The organism is Alsobacter metallidurans, assembly GCF_014636935.1.
In the GTDB taxonomy this organism is placed as follows: Bacteria; Pseudomonadota; Alphaproteobacteria; order Rhizobiales; family Beijerinckiaceae; genus Alsobacter; species Alsobacter metallidurans.
On the sequence record NZ_BMES01000001.1, the window covers coordinates 2,214,627 to 2,230,628 of the forward strand.

Sequence of the window (16,002 nt, forward strand, 5' to 3'; positions counted from 1 at the left end):
ATGCAGACCTTCACGATCCACAAGCACGAGGTCCGGTCCCGCCACGGCCTCGTCTCGGCTCAGAACCGCCTCGCCGCCGAGGCCGGCGCCGCCGTGCTGGCGCGGGGCGGCAACGCCATGGACGCCGCCGTCACGACCGCGCTGACGCTCTCGGTGGTGGAGCCCTGGCTGTCGGGCATCGGAGGCGGCGGCTTCCTGCTGCACGCCGACGGCGCCAGCGGCGAGGTGAACACGCTCGATTTCAACGTCGTCGCCGCTCAAGGGCTGGACCCGGCCGACTACCCGCTGAGCGGCGCCAATGCGGGCAACTGGTTCGCGTGGCCCTCCGTGGTGGACGATCGCAACGTTTCCGGCTTTACCTCCATGGCGGTCCCCGGCGCGGTTGCGGGGCTCTCGGCCGCGCTGGAGCGCTTCGGCACGATCGCCTGGGCGGACGCGCTGGCGCCCGCCATCGAGCATGCCGAGCGCGGGCTGGAAATCGACTGGTTCGCCTGCCTGTCGTTCGCGGTGGAGGCCGCCGGATTGGCCAAGCATCCTTCGACATCGGTGCTGTTTCTGGACGAGGGCAGGGCGCCCAAGGCCGGCGACGCCGCCTCGCCCAACCGCAAGCCGATGCCCAACAAGGCGAAGCTTCTACGGCGGTTGGCGCAGGCCGGCGCCCGCGACTTCTACGAAGGCGAGACCGCCCGCGTGATCGCTCGCGACCTTGCGGAGGGAGGCTCCCGGATCACGGGGGCTGATCTCGCCGCCTATGCGCCGCAATGGCGCGAGCCCTTGCGGGGCGCCTATCGCGGCGTCGAGATCAACGCCATTCCGGGGCTGAGCGGCGGCCCGAGCTATCTGGAGGCCGCCGCCGAGCTCGAAGGGCAGGCGATCGATCCAGCCGGCGCTCCCGCCGAGGCGGCGCTCGCCTACGCGGTCGCGATCCGCAACGCCTATGAGCGCCGGCTGACCACCATGGGGCATGCGGCGACGCCGGAGGCCGGCTGCACCAGCCATTTCAGCGTGGTCGACGCCAGCGGCACGATGGTGTCGCTCACCAACACGCTGCTGTCGCGCTTCGGCTCGCGCGTGGTGCTGCCCGAGGCGGGCTTCCTGATGAACAACGGCGTGATGTGGTTCGACCCCCGGCCGGGGCAGCCGAACTCCATGGCGCCGGGGGCCAAGCCGCTCGCCAACATGTGCCCGTTGATCCTGCGCCGCGACGGCAAGCCCTGGTTCGCGCTCGGCGCGGCCGGCGGGCGCACCATCTTCCCGACGCTGCTGCAGATCATGTCGCACGTGGTGGACGGCGGCATGAGCCTCGAAGGGGCGTTCCTTTGGCCGCGTCTCGACGCCAGCACGCCCACCATCCGGGTGAACGCCCGCGCGCCCGAGACGGCGGCGCTGCTCCGCGGCCGCTTCCCCGTCGAGGTGGTGGAGGACACCGTGTTCCCGACCAACTTCGCTATCGCGTCGGCGGTGATGCGCTCGCCGGATGGCGAGAACGTCGGCATGGCGCACCAGACCAGCCCATGGGCTGCGGTCGCGGTCGGGGAGCGCGCGTGAGCGCAGCATCGCCTCCGGCTGCCGACGCCCCGCTGCTCGTCGTCGACGACCTCGCGGTCACAATCAACGGCGCGTCCGTGGTGGACGGCGTGTCGCTCAGCCTGCGACGTGGGCGCGTTCTGGCGCTGGTGGGCGAGAGCGGCTGCGGCAAGAGCCTCACGGCGCTCAGCATCCTCGGGCTGCTCCCCAAGGCGGCCCGGCGCGTTCGCGGCCGGGTGACGCTGGACGGGCAGGACCTTACCGCGCTGGACGAACGCGCACTCGCCAGGGTGCGCGGCGACCAGGCTTCGGTGATCTTCCAGGAGCCTGTGGCCTCGCTCAATCCGCTGATGCGTGTCGGCGACCAGGTCGCCGAGGCCTTGCGCCTCCACCGCGGCCTCACCGGCGAGGAGGCTCGGCGCGAGGCCGTCGCCATGCTCACGCGCGTCGGCATTCCGGACGCCGAGCGCCGGGCCGAGGCCTACCCCTTCGAGCTCTCCGGCGGTATGTGCCAGCGCGTCATGATCGCGGCCGCGCTCGTGTGCCAGCCCAAGCTCCTGATTGCCGACGAGCCCACCACGGCGCTGGACGTCACCGTGCAGGCGCAGATCCTGGGCCTCATGCACGGCCTGCGCGCCGAGGCGGGCGCGACCATCCTTCTGATCACCCACGACATGGGCGTCGTGGCCGAAATGGCCGACGATGTCGCGGTGATGTATGGCGGCCGCATCGTCGAGAGCGGCCCCGTCGAGGAGCTCTTCGCCGATCCCGCCCACCCCTACACGCGCCTGCTGCTGGCCACGATCCCGCGGCTCGACGGCCGCCGCAAGGAGCACCTGCGCACTATCGAGGGCGTGGTGCCCACCGCCGACCAGTGGCCGGACGGCTGCCGCTTCCGCAGCCGTTGCCCGCTCGCCGCGGACATTTGCTCCCGCACGCCTCCGCTCGAGCCGGTGCGCAGCGCCGTGCGCCGAGCCGCCTGCTGGCGCACCGCAGAGGCGGCCGCGCTCGCATGACCGAACCCTTGCTCCAGGTCCGCGACCTGCGCGTCCATTTTCCGCTGCGTGGCCGCGGCGGCGTCGTGAAGGCCGTCGATGGCGTCAGCTTTAATGTGCCAGCCGGCCGCACCGTCGCGCTTGTGGGCGAGAGCGGCTGCGGCAAATCGACCACCGCCTACGCGATCCTGGGCCTTGAGCCGGCCACCTCAGGCGAGGTTCGTTTCGACGGCCGTGACATCACTCGGCTGGATCGCGCCGGCCGTCGCGCGCTGGCGGGTGACATGCAGATCGTCTTCCAGGACCCCTCGGCGGCGCTGGACCCGAAAATGACGATCGCCGACAGCATCGGCGAGCCGCTTGCAATTCAGGGCTGGAAGTCGGCCGCCGCCGCCAGACGTGTTTTCGCGGTCATGGATCTCGTCGGCTTGCCGGCGAGTTTTGCCGGCCGCACGCCCAACGCACTCTCGGGAGGGCAGCGCCAACGCGTCGTCATCGCCAGGGCGCTTGCGCTCTCGCCGCGCTTGCTGGTGCTGGACGAGCCTGTGTCGGCCCTCGATGTCTCGATCCGCTCGCAGATCCTGAACCTGCTGATGAACCTGCAGGCCGAGCTCGGCCTAGCCTACCTGTTCATCTCGCATGACCTCTCGGTCGTGCGGCACATCGCGGACGAGATCCTGGTGATGTATCTCGGCACGATCGCCGAGCGGGGGCTGACTGACCCGGTGTTCGCCGCCCCAACGCACCCCTACACGGAGGCGCTGCTCTCCGCGATCCCGCTGCCGGACCCCGTGGCCCAGCGCAGACGCCGCCGGATCGTCCTGACCGGCGACCTGCCGAGCCCGCTCGCCATCCCGCCCGGCTGCCCGTTCGCGACGCGCTGCCCTCTGGCGCAACCGCGCTGCGTCGAGGTGCGGCCCGTGCTGGCCCCATCCCCGTCCGGGCAGGCGGCCTGCCTCGTGCGCATTCCGGCGGCGGACCCCGATGCGGCAACGCGCGCAGCGCAAAGGTAAGCGACCGTTAACGGGTTTCCGGCAGCTTCGCTTCAGTTCTGCTTAAGAGGTCCGCCATGTCCTTGCGTATCACCGCCATCGCGACGCTCGCGGCGACGTCGCTCGTCTGCTCTCTCGGTTTCGTCGCGCCCGCCCAGGCGCGCGACGGCGTCAACGGCGCCCTGTTCGGCGGCCTCGCGGCCGGCGCGATCGTGGGCGGCGTCGTCGCCAACAGCATGAACCGCCCGCCGGTCGTGTACCGCGAAGTTGGTCCGCCCCCGCCGCCGGTCGTGGTTTACCCGGAGTGCCACAATGTCCGCGAGCCGCTCTACGACTCCGCCGGCTACGTGGCCGGACACCGCACCGTACGCGTCTGCGACTGACCGGATCGGACATCATGTGCAGGGGCTCGCGACTGTCGTCGCGGGCCTTTTGCGTTCTTGCGCCCCGTGGACAAGGCGTGCTGCGTCGTTGACACGAATCCGGCGAGGTCCGATGCATCAGGGGAAGAGGACGCCCCCTTGAGCACCGAATCCGCCCCCAAGCCGACCATCCGCTTCCGCGGCCGCAACTTCCTGGCGCTCGTGGTCGCGCCCGATCCGCCGCTGGACGAGTGGCTCGCGCATCTCGATGACTGGCTCACCCGCGCGCCGGCTTTTTTCAAGGGTCGCCCGGTGATCCTGGATCTGTCGGCGATGAAGGCCGAGCGCAGCGAAATTCCCGCCATCGTGGCGGCGGTGCAAGCGCGGAACGTCCGCGTCATGGGCGTTGATGGCGCCGACGTCGAATGGCTCGGCATCGGCACGCCGGCTCAGTTGCTGGGCGGCAAGGGTGATCCTGCGCCCGAGTTCCGCGCCGAGGGTTCGCCCGCAGCGGGCGTGGCAGCGGGCATTGTGGCCACGGCCCCCGAAATCAAGCCCGAGACGCCGCACGGGGAGGGTGATGCGACCTCTCTGGTGCTCGCCGAGCCGGTCCGGTCGGGTCAGCAGATCTACTTCCCCAGGGGCGACGTCACTGTGATCGGCGCGGTGCAATTTGGGGCCGAGATCGTCGCCGGCGGGTCCATTACGGTACACGGCCCCCTGCGCGGCCGCGCGATCGCGGGCGTCTCCGGCAACGCCAGGAGCCGCATTTTTTGCCGCCGCTTCGAGGCCGAGCTGCTGTCCATCGACGGCGTCTACAAAACTGCAGACGACGTCGACCCAGCTTTGATCGGCAAGCCCGCCCAGGCCTGGCTGGAAGGCGACACGCTCAGGACGGCCGTGCTCGACTGAAAGGCGCCCTCGCCGTCATTGCGAGCGCAGCGAAGCAATCCAGGAGCCGGGCGAAAGGGCTTCGGCCGAAACCGGCTTCACGCCCAGCCTCTGGATTGCTTCGCCTTCGGCTCCAATGACGGGAGGGTGGCCTTCAAAGCCCGAGATAAGCCTGCCGCACGCGGTCGTCGTTCAACAGCTCGGCGCCCGTGCCCGAGAGCGTGACGCGGCCGTTTTCCAGCACATAGGCGCGGGACGCGAGGCGCAGGGACACGGCGACATTCTGCTCCACCAGCACGCAGGTGAGGCCGGTCTTGTTGAGGTCCACCACGGTCGCCAGCACCTGCTGCACCATGGCGGGCGACAGGCCGAGCGAGGGTTCGTCGAACATCACGAGCTCGGGTTCGCCCATCAGGCAGCGCGCGATGGCGAGCATCTGCTGCTCGCCGCCCGAAAGTGTGCCGGCCGCCTGCGCGTGCCGCTCCGCGAGGCGCGGGAACAGCGTCAGCATGCGGTCGAGGTTCTGCGCCCGGCGCGCCTTGGCGCGCGGCAGCATGGAGCCCATCAGCAGGTTCTCGCGCACCGATAGGGTCGGGAACACCTGCCGGCCTTCCGCGACCTGGCCGACGCCGAGATTGCACACGACGTGGCTCGGCTCGCCCGCGATGTCGCGCCCCTTCCACAGAATGGACCCGCGCGAGGGCCGGAGCATGCCGCCGATGGCGCGGATCAGCGAGGTCTTGCCCGCGCCGTTCGCCCCCACGATGGCGACGATCGCGCCCTCGGGCGCGTCGAGGCTGACGCCGTCCAGCGCCTGCGCGTCGCCATAGCTCAGATCGAGGTCGCGCACCGACAGCATCAGCCGAGCGCTCCTACCGCGTGGTCGGCCTGGCCGAGATAGGATTCGATCACGCGCGGGTCGCGGGTCACAACTTCCGGCGGGCCCTCCGCGATGGTGGCTCCGTGATGAAGGACGTGGATGCGGTTGGCCAGCGCCATCACGGCGCGCATCACGTGCTCGATGAGCACGATCGTCATGTTCTCATGGCGGTTGAGGTCCTTCAGCACCGCCACCATCCGGTCGGTTTCCGTCGGTCGCAGGCCGGCCATGACCTCGTCGAGCAGAAGCAGGCGCGGGTGGGTCGCCAGCGCCCGCGCGACCTCCAGCCGCTTGCGGTCCGGCAGTGTCAGCGAGCCGGCCTTCTGGGCGCGCTTGTCCCACAATTCGAGCCGCCTCAGCACGTCGCCGGCGGCCGCGCGCGCCTTATCGACGTCGTGCTCATGGAGAAGCGCGCCCACGATGGCGTTGTCCAGCACGCTAAGATGCGGGAACGGCCGCACGATCTGGAACGTCCTCGCGAGCCCGCGGCGGCAGATCGCGTCCGGCGCTGCGCCGTCGATGCGCTCGCCCGCAAACGCGATTTCGCCCGCCTCGGGCGCATAAACGCCCGCGATCAGATTGAACAGGGTCGTCTTGCCGGCGCCGTTGGGGCCGATCACCGCGAAGATTTCGCCGTCGTTCACGGTGAGCGAGACATGGTCCACGGCCAGCAGCCCGCGAAACCGCTTGGCGACGCCCCGGACTTCGAGCAGCGCGCTCATACGTCGCCCTCCGGCACGCCGAGGCGGCGCTTCAGCGCCGGCCAGAGCCCGTTGGGCGCGAGGATCACGATGGCCATCAGGCAGACGCCGTAGAACACCGCCTTGGTTCCCGGCGCATTGAGCCCGAGCGCCCCCGTGATGGCGATCAACGCTTCCCCAAGCGGCGTCAGGATGAATGCTCCCAGCACCGGGCCGAACAAGGTCCCGACCCCGCCCACGATCGGGGCGAGGATCATCTCGATCGAGCGCGAGATGTCGAAGACCTGCCCGGGAAACAGGTTGTTGTAGTAGAACGCATAGAACACGCCGCCGAGGCTCGTGAGCCCGGCCGAGATCAGCACGGCCGCCATGCGGGCCCGGAACACGTCGATCCCCAGCGCCCGGGCGGCTTCGGCGTCCTCGCGCACCGCCAGCCAGCGATAGCCGAGCCGTGAGGCGCGCAGAGCCGCACAAAGCACGAAGGCCGCCGTCGCCATCATGAGCGCCAGATAGTAGAAGAACAGCGGCCCGCCGCGCAGGTTGAACCAGGCCCCTGCCTCGGCGCTGACCGGCAGAAAGAGCCCGGCCGCGCCGCCCGTCCAGCCGATATGGTCGAAGCCGATGCGCGCGACCTCCGCAAACGCGATCGTGAGCAGCGAGAAATAGACGCCTTCGATCCGAAACCGGAATCCCAGCCATCCGATGGCGGCGCCCACCGCAACTGACACGAACGCCGAGAGCCAGAGCCCTGCCCAGGGGCCGATCCCGAGCTTCACGAACAACGTAGCCGCCACATAGGCGCCGAGGCCGACATAAAGCGCGTGCCCGAGCGAAAGCAGGCCCGCGAAGCCCATCATGATGTTCCAGGCCTGCCCCACATAGGCGAACCAGAACACGAGGATCAGCACCGAGGTGAGGTAACGATCGAGCGCAAGCGGCGCGGCCAGCAGCACGGCCAGCAGCAGCCCAAGCAGCAAGAGCGCCCGGGGAGGCGCCGTGCGAACGAGACGAGTGATCATGCGGCGCGCCGCCCCATAAGGCCCTGCGGGCGAAAGGCCAGAACCAGCACCAGCAGCGCGAAAGACACCATGCTCTTCATTGAAGGGGCGACCACCACGCTGGCGAGCGCCTCGGCGACGCCGATCAGGAGCCCGCCCGCAAGCGCGCCCGCCATGGAGCCGAGCCCGCCGATGATCACGATCGTGAACGCCAGTAGCGTGAACGACGGCGCGAGCATGGGGGTGACGTCGGTGAGCGCCACCATCAGCGACCCGGCCGCGCCCACGCAGGCAAGGCCGATCGCGAAGGTGAGGGCGTAGAGGCGCTTCACGTCGAGCCCTACCACCGCCGCGCCCACCAGATTGTCCGCGCAGGCCCGGATGGCCGCCCCGGTCAACGTGAATCGGAAGAAGGCGAACAGCAGCCCGCAAACTGCGAGCGCCGCAAGCGCTGCGTAGACCCGTACCTTGTCGACGATGATCTCGCCCGCGAAGCCCGTGGGCACGAACCAGCTATCGAAGGAATAGGGCAGGTTGGCGTGCCGGGCGTCCGGCCCGAAGATCATCAGGAGGCCGTTGACCATGATGATCGCCAGCCCAACCAGCAGAATGAACTGGTCGTGCTCCGGCCGGGTGATGAACGGGTTGATGAGCACCCGCTGCAGGCCATAGCCGATCACGAAGAACAAGGCTGCGATCGGAGCCATGGCCAGAAAGGGATCGAGGTTGAACGCCGTAAACAGCACAAACGCGGCGTACATGCCCAGCACGGCGAATTCGCCATGCGCGAAGTTGACCACCCGGACGACGCCGAAGATCACCGAAAGCCCGAGCGCCATCAGGCCATAGACGAGGCCGGTCAGGACGCCCTGGAGCAGGACTTCGAGGTATAGGGGGAGGGACATCGCTATGAACGGATGGGTGTGTGGCTGGCGGAACGCGCCTCATGCGCCGATCGGCGCGCGAAGGCAAGCCGGGCGGGGCCGGTCGGGAGCGGTTTTGCAACCCGGAATAGCGCCCCGGGCTCGCCAAGATCGCGCAAGATGATATGGATGCGTTCGCAAAGGAGTTTTCTCGATGCGCTTCACCGCTCCCGTTCTGGCCCTCGCATTGTGCGGCTTCATTGCGGCCCCGGCCGCCGCCCAGCAGCTTGGCGCGCCACTAAGCGCCACACCCGCGACGCAGAAGCCCGCCAAGCCGGCCGCCAAAGCCGCAAAGCCGACCGCGAAGGCGCAGGCCGCGGCGCAGACGGCGGGCCGTCAGCCCAAATGGGAAGATGCGCCGATGCCCACGCCGTTGCCCGAGAAGGATCCCAACCCGAGCTGGCCGACAGGCAAGGGCGGCATGCGCCCCACCATGGGGTCAGGCGGCGGCGGGATGGCGCTCGGGTTCTGAGATCAACTGCGCCGGCTCGATCTGGCGCCCGCGCACGTCCACGAAGAGCGGCGCCTTGCCGTTTGGGAGTCTAAACGGCGCATCGGCGACGAGCCATTCCACGCCGACGCTGGCGGGCAGCTTCTGCCGCAGATTGCTGAGCGCGACCGCGCGCGTCGCGGCGCAGAAGCCTTCGGCCTGCGTGACATGAAGGCGCACCCGGTTCGGCCCGACCTGAAGAACCTGGACGCTTGCGGCCCCCGGCACGCCACGCGGCACGTGGTTGAGGCCGATGATGCGCGTCCCGTCCGGCAGCTCCACATATTCGGATTGCCGTCCGGTCAGCCCAGCGAACGGCGCAACGCCCAGCCGGACGAGACGGAGCCGCTCCGCGCTGGTGTCCGGACCGAGGTCCGCGAGATCGCCCGTGTCGTAGCGCAGCAGGATTTGCGCCCGGTTCCTGAGCGACGTCCCGACGATGTGCGCACCGTCCTCGGCCGCCGCGAACTCGACAAATCCGTAGTCGGGCCTAACCCAGTACTCGCCATCGTTGAGCGACCAAGCGGCGCAAACACGCTCGGCCTGCCCGTAGAAGTCCAGCAGATCGGCCCCGAACGCCCTTTTCACGCGGGCTCGCAGGCCACTGGGCAACTGCTCTGACGAGGTGAACACGAGCCCGATAGGAGGGCCGCCGCCGGCTTCCTCGGCGAGCCGGGTGAGCTGGTCCAGCGCGGACGGGTAGGCATGGAGCACGCCCGGCCGCTCGCGTTCAAGAAACGCCGCGTATGCGGGGTAGTTGGCGCGGGAGAGGTGGTGGGCCGATAGCAGTGTGCGCCCCGGTCCGACCGCGCGCCAGAAAGGTGGAGCGGTTTCATCCACCGGCTTGATTACGTCCCCGCGTAGCGTGACGCTGCGGTTCGCGACCCCACCCGCCAGCGCGACAAGGTGGTCGACCATGGCCTGCTCGAATACGATCTGGCCCGGTGACCTGCGCAAGCGCAGGGGCTGGCCGGTCGTTCCGCCGGTGGCTGCCGGAGCGCCGACGCCGCGGCGGGCGTAGTGGGCTTCGCGCCCGCGCATGTCGGACTTCTCCAAAACGGGCAGTTGGGCGAGCGTTTCCGCGGCGGGATAGGCCGCCAGTTCACGCGCGTTGGCCTGCACGCGTCGGAGCAACCGGTCCTGCATGTCCTCGCGCTGGCCGGCGTCCATGGCCTCCACAGCCTCGATGGCGCGGCGGGCGCGGCCGTAGAGCACGGGCGGGCGTCGAGCCAGCCGGTCGAACAACGCTGAGCGGCGAAGAACGTGCAACATCGGGACGGAACCTCCGGGCTGGCCGAACTCTCGCAAGCCCGGGGCCGACCGGAGATGTGCCGTCGCGATACAACCTCTAGTTGTAGAACTCCGGCTGACGAGGCTTCAGCTGACCGGCAGCACCCGCAACTGCGTCCGGAGCGGCTGCCGGAGGGCGGCCGTCGTCGTGTGGATCACGACGGCCTGCCCGCCCTCCAGCGCGTTGAACGCCGGCGAGAACCAGGGAGGATCCGCGACGGTGCCGGCTTCCAGCGCAATGCGAACGGGAGCAGCCGGCCTGATGGCCAGCAGTGGCCCACCGTCGTCGTGCACGACGGCGTGATCGGCCTTGATCTCGATGCGCAAGGCTGGATGGATATGGAACCTGATCGCGACGGGCCGGTCCGGGCCCGATCCGATCAGGCGATCGGTGACCAGATGTCCGTCGTCGTCCGGCTCGATCTGGCGTTCGTGCCGGAAGCCGAAGCGTTTCTCATAGCCGCCATGAGACGCTCGGATGCGCCAGACGTCGCCAGGCAAGCGCTCGTCGAGATTGGCGTCCGTCTTCATGCGCCAGTTGAATGCACCGGAGACAAGGCTCTGAGACCTCCCGTCAATCACCAGCGTGCTGTGCGCGGCTGAGGAGCGCAGCCAAGCGCGAACCTCGCCGCCGCCGGAATACAGGTAGGTCCCGCTGTCGACGATCACAGGTCGGCCGTCGATATGAAGCCAGAGAGCCAGCGCGTCGGCGTGGCCATGCGCCGCGATGGATAGGAACCCCAATGGCCCATGGTCAAACGCCAGCATCGTGCGCCGGCCGGCCGCTGCGCCCGAAGCAAACGTCATCCCGCCGTGCGGAAATACCTGGACGCCGTCGGGCGCAGCGCCGCCTGCGGGCGGGCTGCCGAACAGGAGATCCCGCCAGTGCGGGTCGCGCTCGGGCGGGCTGAGTTCTGGCGCGTCCAGCACGCCTGCCAGGCCGGCGAGCACGGAAGCGGCATAGCGCGGCTCGCGATCTGGCGGGCAGGCCAGTACGCGGCCCTCGTCGTCGTCGCCGATATGGGGCGCGTGGCCGTCGTGGTCGAGCGCATGGCGGAGCGCGTCGCCGGCCCTGCGCAGGCGGACGATGCATTCCGGCGGCAGCGGATCCCCGGCGTCCGCCAGGAGCGTCGCGCCGAGCGCCAGCATCTCCAGCGTGAAGGCCGTGTAGGTGGGCGACTGTTCGGCACCCCACCCGTCGGCGTGGAACTGGCTACCCGTCGCGTCAACGAGTATGCCGCGGCCTTCGGCGCGCCAATGCGGGGCCTCAGCGAGGTCCGGGGCCAATAGGGCGGCGACAAGCAGACCGAGCCCTTCGGCCACCAGATGGTTGTTGGCCGACGAGAACCGCGACGGAAAGCGCGCCAGCCAGAAACCGTGCGCGGCGACCAGCGCCCGAATGCGCCGGCGGTCCTCCGGCGAAAGCGCTTCCCCGGCGGCCGCGACCACGAGCGCGACGCTGACGAGTCGCAGGGCGAGTTCGATGCCCGAGTACCAGTTCACGCCCTGGAAGGGCGGGTTGCCGTCCATCCACGACCGCAGCACGCCGAGGCAGAAGGCGGCGGCCTCGGGATCGCGCTTCTGGATCGCCAGGGCTGCGACGGGGTGCAGGGCCTGCAGCCGGCTGAGCTCGAAGGCGAACTTCACGTCGCCGCGCCCCTTGGCGTGGCGGAAATCGACGTCGAAGCAATAGGTCGAGGGCGAGGACCAGGGCGCCCCCGATACGGGGTCGATCGCCCAAATCGCGGGCTCGAAGCGGGTAGGCGGCCACATCTGGCCCAGGAGCGAGAGCCGGCCGTCGCGGGCCGCCGCGGCCGCTGTTTGCATTCGTGAGGGCAGCGGCTCCGGCCATCCTCCCCGCAGGCGGGTGAAGATCGGCAGGAAGGCCAGCACGCCATCCTGGCGGTCGAAGCCGTCCCAACCCGCCGCATAGCCTCGCGAGCGGGCGCGCTTCCATTGCTCGCCGAAGCGATGCAGCACTTCGGCGGGGCTCATGGCCCGCAGACGTTGCGCGTACCAGCGGAAACGATCGAGTGTCACGGGGTTCTCCGGCGCAACTCCAGAGAGCAGCGCCGGGGTAACGTCGACCTTAACGGGCGGCAGGCTGGGCCAGCCTTCCGCCGCATATGGTTTGCCAATCCTATTTGCGGCCCTGCCAGCTCGGCATCGGCAACACGGGCGCTTCGGTAGCGACCTCTGCGGGCAGCACCACCGTGGGCGTGCGGTTGCGGTTCTGAACCGCCGCGGAGCCGATGTTCGGATTGTTGCCCTTGGCGTCGAACTGGATTGGTCCGCCGATCATCACGTGCTTCTCGATGTTGGTCTTGCGGATCGCCTCCATCAGGGCCGGACCGTCGGTCGCGCCCGCGCGCTTGTGGGCGTCGGCCGCCACCAGGATCGCCTCGAAGGTGAAGCCGGCGTTAAAGCAATCCACCGCGAAGCGGTTGCTGGGGTTGGCCTGCTTGAACGAGGCTTCCAGCGCCTGGGTCATGTCCGATTTCGGGTTCACCCAGGGCAGGTTGAACATCAGATAGTCGGCCAGCGGCCCCACCGCCTGGTAGAACTCCTCGTCATAGAGGCCGGGCGAACCGGGCGAGATGATCGCCTTCGGCTCGAAGCGCTGGCGCACCATGTCGCGCACCAGCTTGATGGCGTCGCCCGCGCGGCTCACCACCAGCACGAGATCGGGGTTGAGCGAGCGCAGCTTGGTGACCTCGACGGCGAGGTCCTGCGCCTTGGGGTCGTATGCGATGCTCTCGACCAGCTGGAACGGCATGTTCTGCTTGGGGAAGATCGCGTCCATCGCGCCGCGTTGGGCGGTTCCAAACGTATCGTTGGCATGCAGGAACACGGCCGACTTGAACTCGACCTTGGTGGCGGCCGAGATGTCCTTGATCAGCCGCAGGCCGTTGGTGACCAGCGCGCCGCCGGTCTGGAAGTTGCGGACCAGGAACTTGTAACCCTGCTCGGTGATCTGCGGCGCGGCGGCGATGTTGCAGATCAGCGGGATCTGGCGCTGCTCGGCGGCCTGCGCGATCGCGAGCGTGTGGCCGGAGTCGAAGGCGCCGACCAGACAATGCATGCCGTCATTGATGGCGCGCTCGGCCTGCGTGCGGGCCGTGTCGGCCGAGGATTCCGTGTCGATGTGGAAGAGCTCGACCTTGTAGCCGAGGTCGGCCAGCACCTTGGGCGCCGCGAGCGCGCCGCGGTGGCAGCTCTGGCCCGCCTGGGCGAAGAACCCCGAGCGCGGCAGCATGACGCCGACCTTCAAGGTGGCGGCCTGGGCCCGAACAACAGCCGGCGCCGAAAGGGTCAGCGCGGCCGCACCGGCGACGAAGTGACGGCGGTTTACGCCAGAAACGGGTTTGTGGCTCACGGGTCGATCCTCCCAGCAGTCGTTGGGCGGATCCTAGAGCATTTTTCACGCTGGACGGCTAGGCGCCGCGCGCTCGGATGACGTCGCGAGCTTAGGGCCTTGCTGGGCGCTTGAGGGCCTTCGGCAGGCTGCCGGTCACCACCGGGTCGTACGCGTCCGCGTCGGACGCTACGATGAGGCAGCCGATCTGGTCCTTGGCGCAATTCGGCGTCTTTTCGCCGAACCGGAGAGGCGACAGGAGATAGACGAGCGCCATCAGCACGACGGCAACGGCGAGTGGCTTGGCGGCTGGCATGGATCAACGTCCAATTGCTCAATGCGAGCAGCATGAACGGAATCCGTTAAGGCGCTGCTAAGCCTCAGCCGACCAAGCCTGCCGCCCAGTAGGCCAGCGCACTGATCGCCGCCGACGCGGGAAGCGTCACCACCCAGGCCACCACGATGTTGCTGGCCACGTTCCATCGCACGGCGGACACCCGCCGCGCTGCGCCGACGCCGACGATCGCACCTGTGATCGTGTGCGTGGTCGAGACCGGCACGCCCAGCCAGGTCGCCAGAAACAGCGTCAGGGCGCCGCCAGTCTCGGCGCAGAAGCCCTGCATCGGCGTCAGCCGGGTGATCTTCGAGCCCATGGTGTGGACGATGCGCCAGCCGCCGAACAACGTGCCGATCGCCATAGCGGCCTGGCAGGACAGAACCACCCAGAGCGGCACGTGGAATCCGCCCTCCATGTAGCCCTGCGAGTAGAGCAGCACCGCGATGATGCCCATCGTTTTCTGCGCGTCGTTGCCGCCATGGCCCAGGGAGTACAGCGAGGCGCTGACGAATTGCAGAACGCGGAACGTACTGTCGACCGCGAGTGGCGTCTGGCGCACGAAAATCCAGGACACCATGAGAACCAGCAGCAGCGCCAGGACGAAGCCGACAAGAGGCGACAGCACGATGGCGGAAGCGGTTTTCGCGAACCCGCTCCAGACGACGGCGCTGAAGCCTGCCTTGGCGAGGCCCGCGCCGACGAGGCCGCCGATCAGTGCATGCGAACTGCTCGACGGGATGCCGAGCACCCAGGTGATCACATTCCAGGTAATTGCGCCCACCAGCGCGCCGAAGATGACGCGCGGCGTGACGATGCTGACCTCGATGATGCCGGTCCCGAGCGTCTGGGCGACATGCAGGCCGAAGAACAGGAAGGCGATGAAGTTGAAGAACGCCGCCCAGAACACGGCGTAGCGGGGCCGCAGCACCCGGGTCGACACGATGGTGGCGATCGAGTTGGCGGCGTCATGGAGGCCGTTCAGGAAATCGAACAGCAGCGCGACCCCGATGAGGCCGATCAGCAACGAGAGCGCGATTGGGGCGTCCATGCTCACACGTGCTCGATGACGATGCCGTTCATCTCATTGGCGACGTCCTCGAACCGGTCCACCACCCGCTCGAGGTGCTTGTAGATTTCGGTTCCGACGATGAACGCCATGGCGTCGCCGCCGCGATGGCGGCGGAAGAGGTCGCGCAGCCCCTCGTCGTGCAACTCGTCCGAGCGGCCCTCGAGCTTGGTGATGCGCTCGGCGTAGCTGTTGATCGCGCCCGCGTGTTCGCCGATGCGCCGCAGCAGCGGCACGGCCTCGATGGTGAGCCGGGCGCATTCCACCGTTATGGCCGCCATCTCGCGCATGGGCGGGTCGAACACGCGCTGCTCGTACAGGGTGATCGCCTTGGCGGTCTGGTGCATCTGGTCGATGGCGTCGTCCATGGACTGGATCAAGTCCTTGATGTCGCCCCGGTCAAATGGCGTGATGAACGTGCGACGCACCGCCAGCATCACCGCGTGGGCGATCGCGTCGGCCTCGTTCTCGTGCTTGACGATCTCGGCGCACCAGCGCGGCACGTCGTCGCCGCCTTCCAGCAGCTTGGCCAGCGCATCTGCGCCTTGCTGCAGCGTCAACGAATGCTGCTCGAACAGGGCGAAGAAGCGATCTTCGCGAGGCAGCAAGGCTCTGAACCAGTTCAGCATGATGATCGCCTAGACGGGAGTGGATTGTGTCGTCTTGGATGCGGAAGCGACCGCCGGCAGCATGTCGCGGATCAGGGCTGCCAAACCCGGCTCCTCGACCTGCTCGGCGGCTTCGGCGACTGGGAACCAGCGCCGCTTGCGCTGACGCCGCTCGGGCCAGACCTTGAGTTCGGCCGACACCGTCATCGCGAACACCTCGACGGTGCAGAGCAGGCGATTGCGGCGCAGCTTTTTCCAGTACGTGAAACCGCCGATCGGCTCAGGCGCAGCGTCGCCTTTCACCCCGGCCTCCTCGAACGCCTCGCGGGCGGCTGCCTGATGGGGCTGCTTGCCGCGCATGGGCCAGCCTTTCGGGATCACCCAGCGGCGCGTCTCGCGGGAGGTGACGAGGAGGACCTCGACGCGTCCCTCGATCACACGGTAGGGCAGGGCGGCGAACTGCATCGCGGGCATGGCGGGGTGCTAGGCCAGGACTGCGAGTCCGGCAATCGAAAACTGTCATGATTCTGTCGCAGGAGTTTCATCGGGGACCTCTAGCGCTATGGACGCGCGCGCTGTTTGATAAA

The 16,002-nt window shown here is 68.7% G+C and carries 17 protein-coding genes; 6 read left to right on the top strand and 11 right to left on the bottom strand.

The window, feature by feature from the left end:
- From IEV99_RS10170 to minC, 5 genes are all read left to right on the top strand, one after another.
- Complete coding sequence (locus IEV99_RS10170; protein WP_188517521.1) at positions 1 to 1,548, top strand: gamma-glutamyltransferase family protein; 1,548 nt, start codon at positions 1 to 3, stop codon at positions 1,546 to 1,548.
- Entirely contained in the window at positions 1,545 to 2,543 is a 999-nt protein-coding gene (locus tag IEV99_RS10175; RefSeq protein WP_244643731.1) for an ABC transporter ATP-binding protein, read from the top strand. Before IEV99_RS10170 ends, IEV99_RS10175 begins: the two co-directional genes overlap by 4 nt.
- Entirely contained in the window at positions 2,540 to 3,535 is a 996-nt protein-coding gene (locus IEV99_RS10180; RefSeq protein WP_188517523.1) for an ABC transporter ATP-binding protein, read from the top strand. The genes IEV99_RS10175 and IEV99_RS10180 overlap by 4 nt, the downstream gene beginning before the upstream one ends.
- Positions 3,536 to 3,591: 56 nt before the next feature.
- On the top strand, positions 3,592 to 3,897 hold the full coding sequence (locus IEV99_RS10185) for a hypothetical protein (RefSeq protein WP_244643732.1): 306 nt from the start codon (positions 3,592 to 3,594) through the stop codon (positions 3,895 to 3,897).
- Positions 3,898 to 4,035: 138 nt separating this feature from the next.
- A complete protein-coding gene (minC, locus tag IEV99_RS10190) occupies positions 4,036 to 4,788 on the top strand; it encodes a septum site-determining protein MinC (RefSeq protein WP_188517524.1) in 753 nt (250 codons plus the stop codon).
- A gap of 133 nt (positions 4,789 to 4,921) precedes the next feature.
- Here minC and IEV99_RS10195 read toward each other — a convergent pair whose 3' ends face one another.
- Genes IEV99_RS10195 through IEV99_RS10210 form a run of 4 tightly spaced genes read right to left on the bottom strand, consistent with a single transcriptional unit; the run spans position 4,922 to position 8,251 of the window.
- Positions 4,922 to 5,626: an ABC transporter ATP-binding protein gene (locus tag IEV99_RS10195; protein ID WP_188517525.1), complete on the bottom strand. Its 705-nt coding sequence runs from the start codon at positions 5,624 to 5,626 to the stop codon at positions 4,922 to 4,924.
- Positions 5,626 to 6,369 carry an ABC transporter ATP-binding protein gene (locus tag IEV99_RS10200; RefSeq protein WP_188517526.1) on the bottom strand — a complete coding sequence of 248 codons (744 nt, stop codon included), beginning with the start codon at positions 6,367 to 6,369 and terminating at the stop codon, positions 5,626 to 5,628. Before IEV99_RS10200 ends, IEV99_RS10195 begins: the two co-directional genes overlap by 1 nt.
- Positions 6,366 to 7,367 carry a branched-chain amino acid ABC transporter permease gene (locus tag IEV99_RS10205; RefSeq protein WP_188517527.1) on the bottom strand — a complete coding sequence of 334 codons (1,002 nt, stop codon included), beginning with the start codon at positions 7,365 to 7,367 and terminating at the stop codon, positions 6,366 to 6,368. The genes IEV99_RS10200 and IEV99_RS10205 overlap by 4 nt, the downstream gene beginning before the upstream one ends.
- A complete protein-coding gene (locus IEV99_RS10210; protein ID WP_188517528.1) occupies positions 7,364 to 8,251 on the bottom strand; it encodes a branched-chain amino acid ABC transporter permease in 888 nt (295 codons plus the stop codon). The genes IEV99_RS10205 and IEV99_RS10210 overlap by 4 nt, the downstream gene beginning before the upstream one ends.
- Positions 8,252 to 8,423: 172 nt before the next feature.
- Between IEV99_RS10210 and IEV99_RS10215 the strand changes: the two genes are divergently transcribed.
- Complete coding sequence (locus tag IEV99_RS10215) at positions 8,424 to 8,741, top strand: hypothetical protein (RefSeq protein WP_188517529.1); 318 nt, start codon at positions 8,424 to 8,426, stop codon at positions 8,739 to 8,741.
- Here IEV99_RS10215 and IEV99_RS10220 read toward each other — a convergent pair.
- The 7 genes from IEV99_RS10220 to IEV99_RS10250 all read right to left on the bottom strand — a co-directional run bounded on the left by IEV99_RS10220 (position 8,709) and on the right by IEV99_RS10250 (position 15,889).
- Complete coding sequence (locus IEV99_RS10220) at positions 8,709 to 10,031, bottom strand: phenylacetate--CoA ligase family protein (protein WP_188517530.1); 1,323 nt, start codon at positions 10,029 to 10,031, stop codon at positions 8,709 to 8,711. The two genes, IEV99_RS10215 and IEV99_RS10220, sit on opposite strands and share 33 nt — an antisense overlap.
- 105 nt (positions 10,032 to 10,136) lie before the next feature.
- The gene (locus IEV99_RS10225; RefSeq protein WP_188517531.1) at positions 10,137 to 12,089 is read right to left on the bottom strand and encodes a heparinase II/III family protein; all 1,953 of its coding nucleotides are present in this window, start codon (positions 12,087 to 12,089) and stop codon (positions 10,137 to 10,139) included.
- A gap of 100 nt (positions 12,090 to 12,189) precedes the next feature.
- Entirely contained in the window at positions 12,190 to 13,425 is a 1,236-nt protein-coding gene (locus IEV99_RS10230; protein ID WP_188517532.1) for an ABC transporter substrate-binding protein, read from the bottom strand.
- A gap of 91 nt (positions 13,426 to 13,516) precedes the next feature.
- Positions 13,517 to 13,720 carry a hypothetical protein gene (locus tag IEV99_RS10235; protein ID WP_188517533.1) on the bottom strand — a complete coding sequence of 68 codons (204 nt, stop codon included), beginning with the start codon at positions 13,718 to 13,720 and terminating at the stop codon, positions 13,517 to 13,519.
- A gap of 64 nt (positions 13,721 to 13,784) precedes the next feature.
- On the bottom strand, positions 13,785 to 14,789 hold the full coding sequence (locus tag IEV99_RS10240; protein WP_188517534.1) for an inorganic phosphate transporter: 1,005 nt from the start codon (positions 14,787 to 14,789) through the stop codon (positions 13,785 to 13,787).
- A 2-nt stretch (positions 14,790 to 14,791) separates the two neighbouring features.
- Entirely contained in the window at positions 14,792 to 15,436 is a 645-nt protein-coding gene (locus IEV99_RS10245) for a DUF47 domain-containing protein (protein WP_188517535.1), read from the bottom strand.
- 9 nt (positions 15,437 to 15,445) lie between these two features.
- On the bottom strand, positions 15,446 to 15,889 hold the full coding sequence (locus tag IEV99_RS10250) for an NUDIX hydrolase (RefSeq protein WP_188517536.1): 444 nt from the start codon (positions 15,887 to 15,889) through the stop codon (positions 15,446 to 15,448).
- Positions 15,890 to 16,002 lie beyond the last annotated feature (113 nt).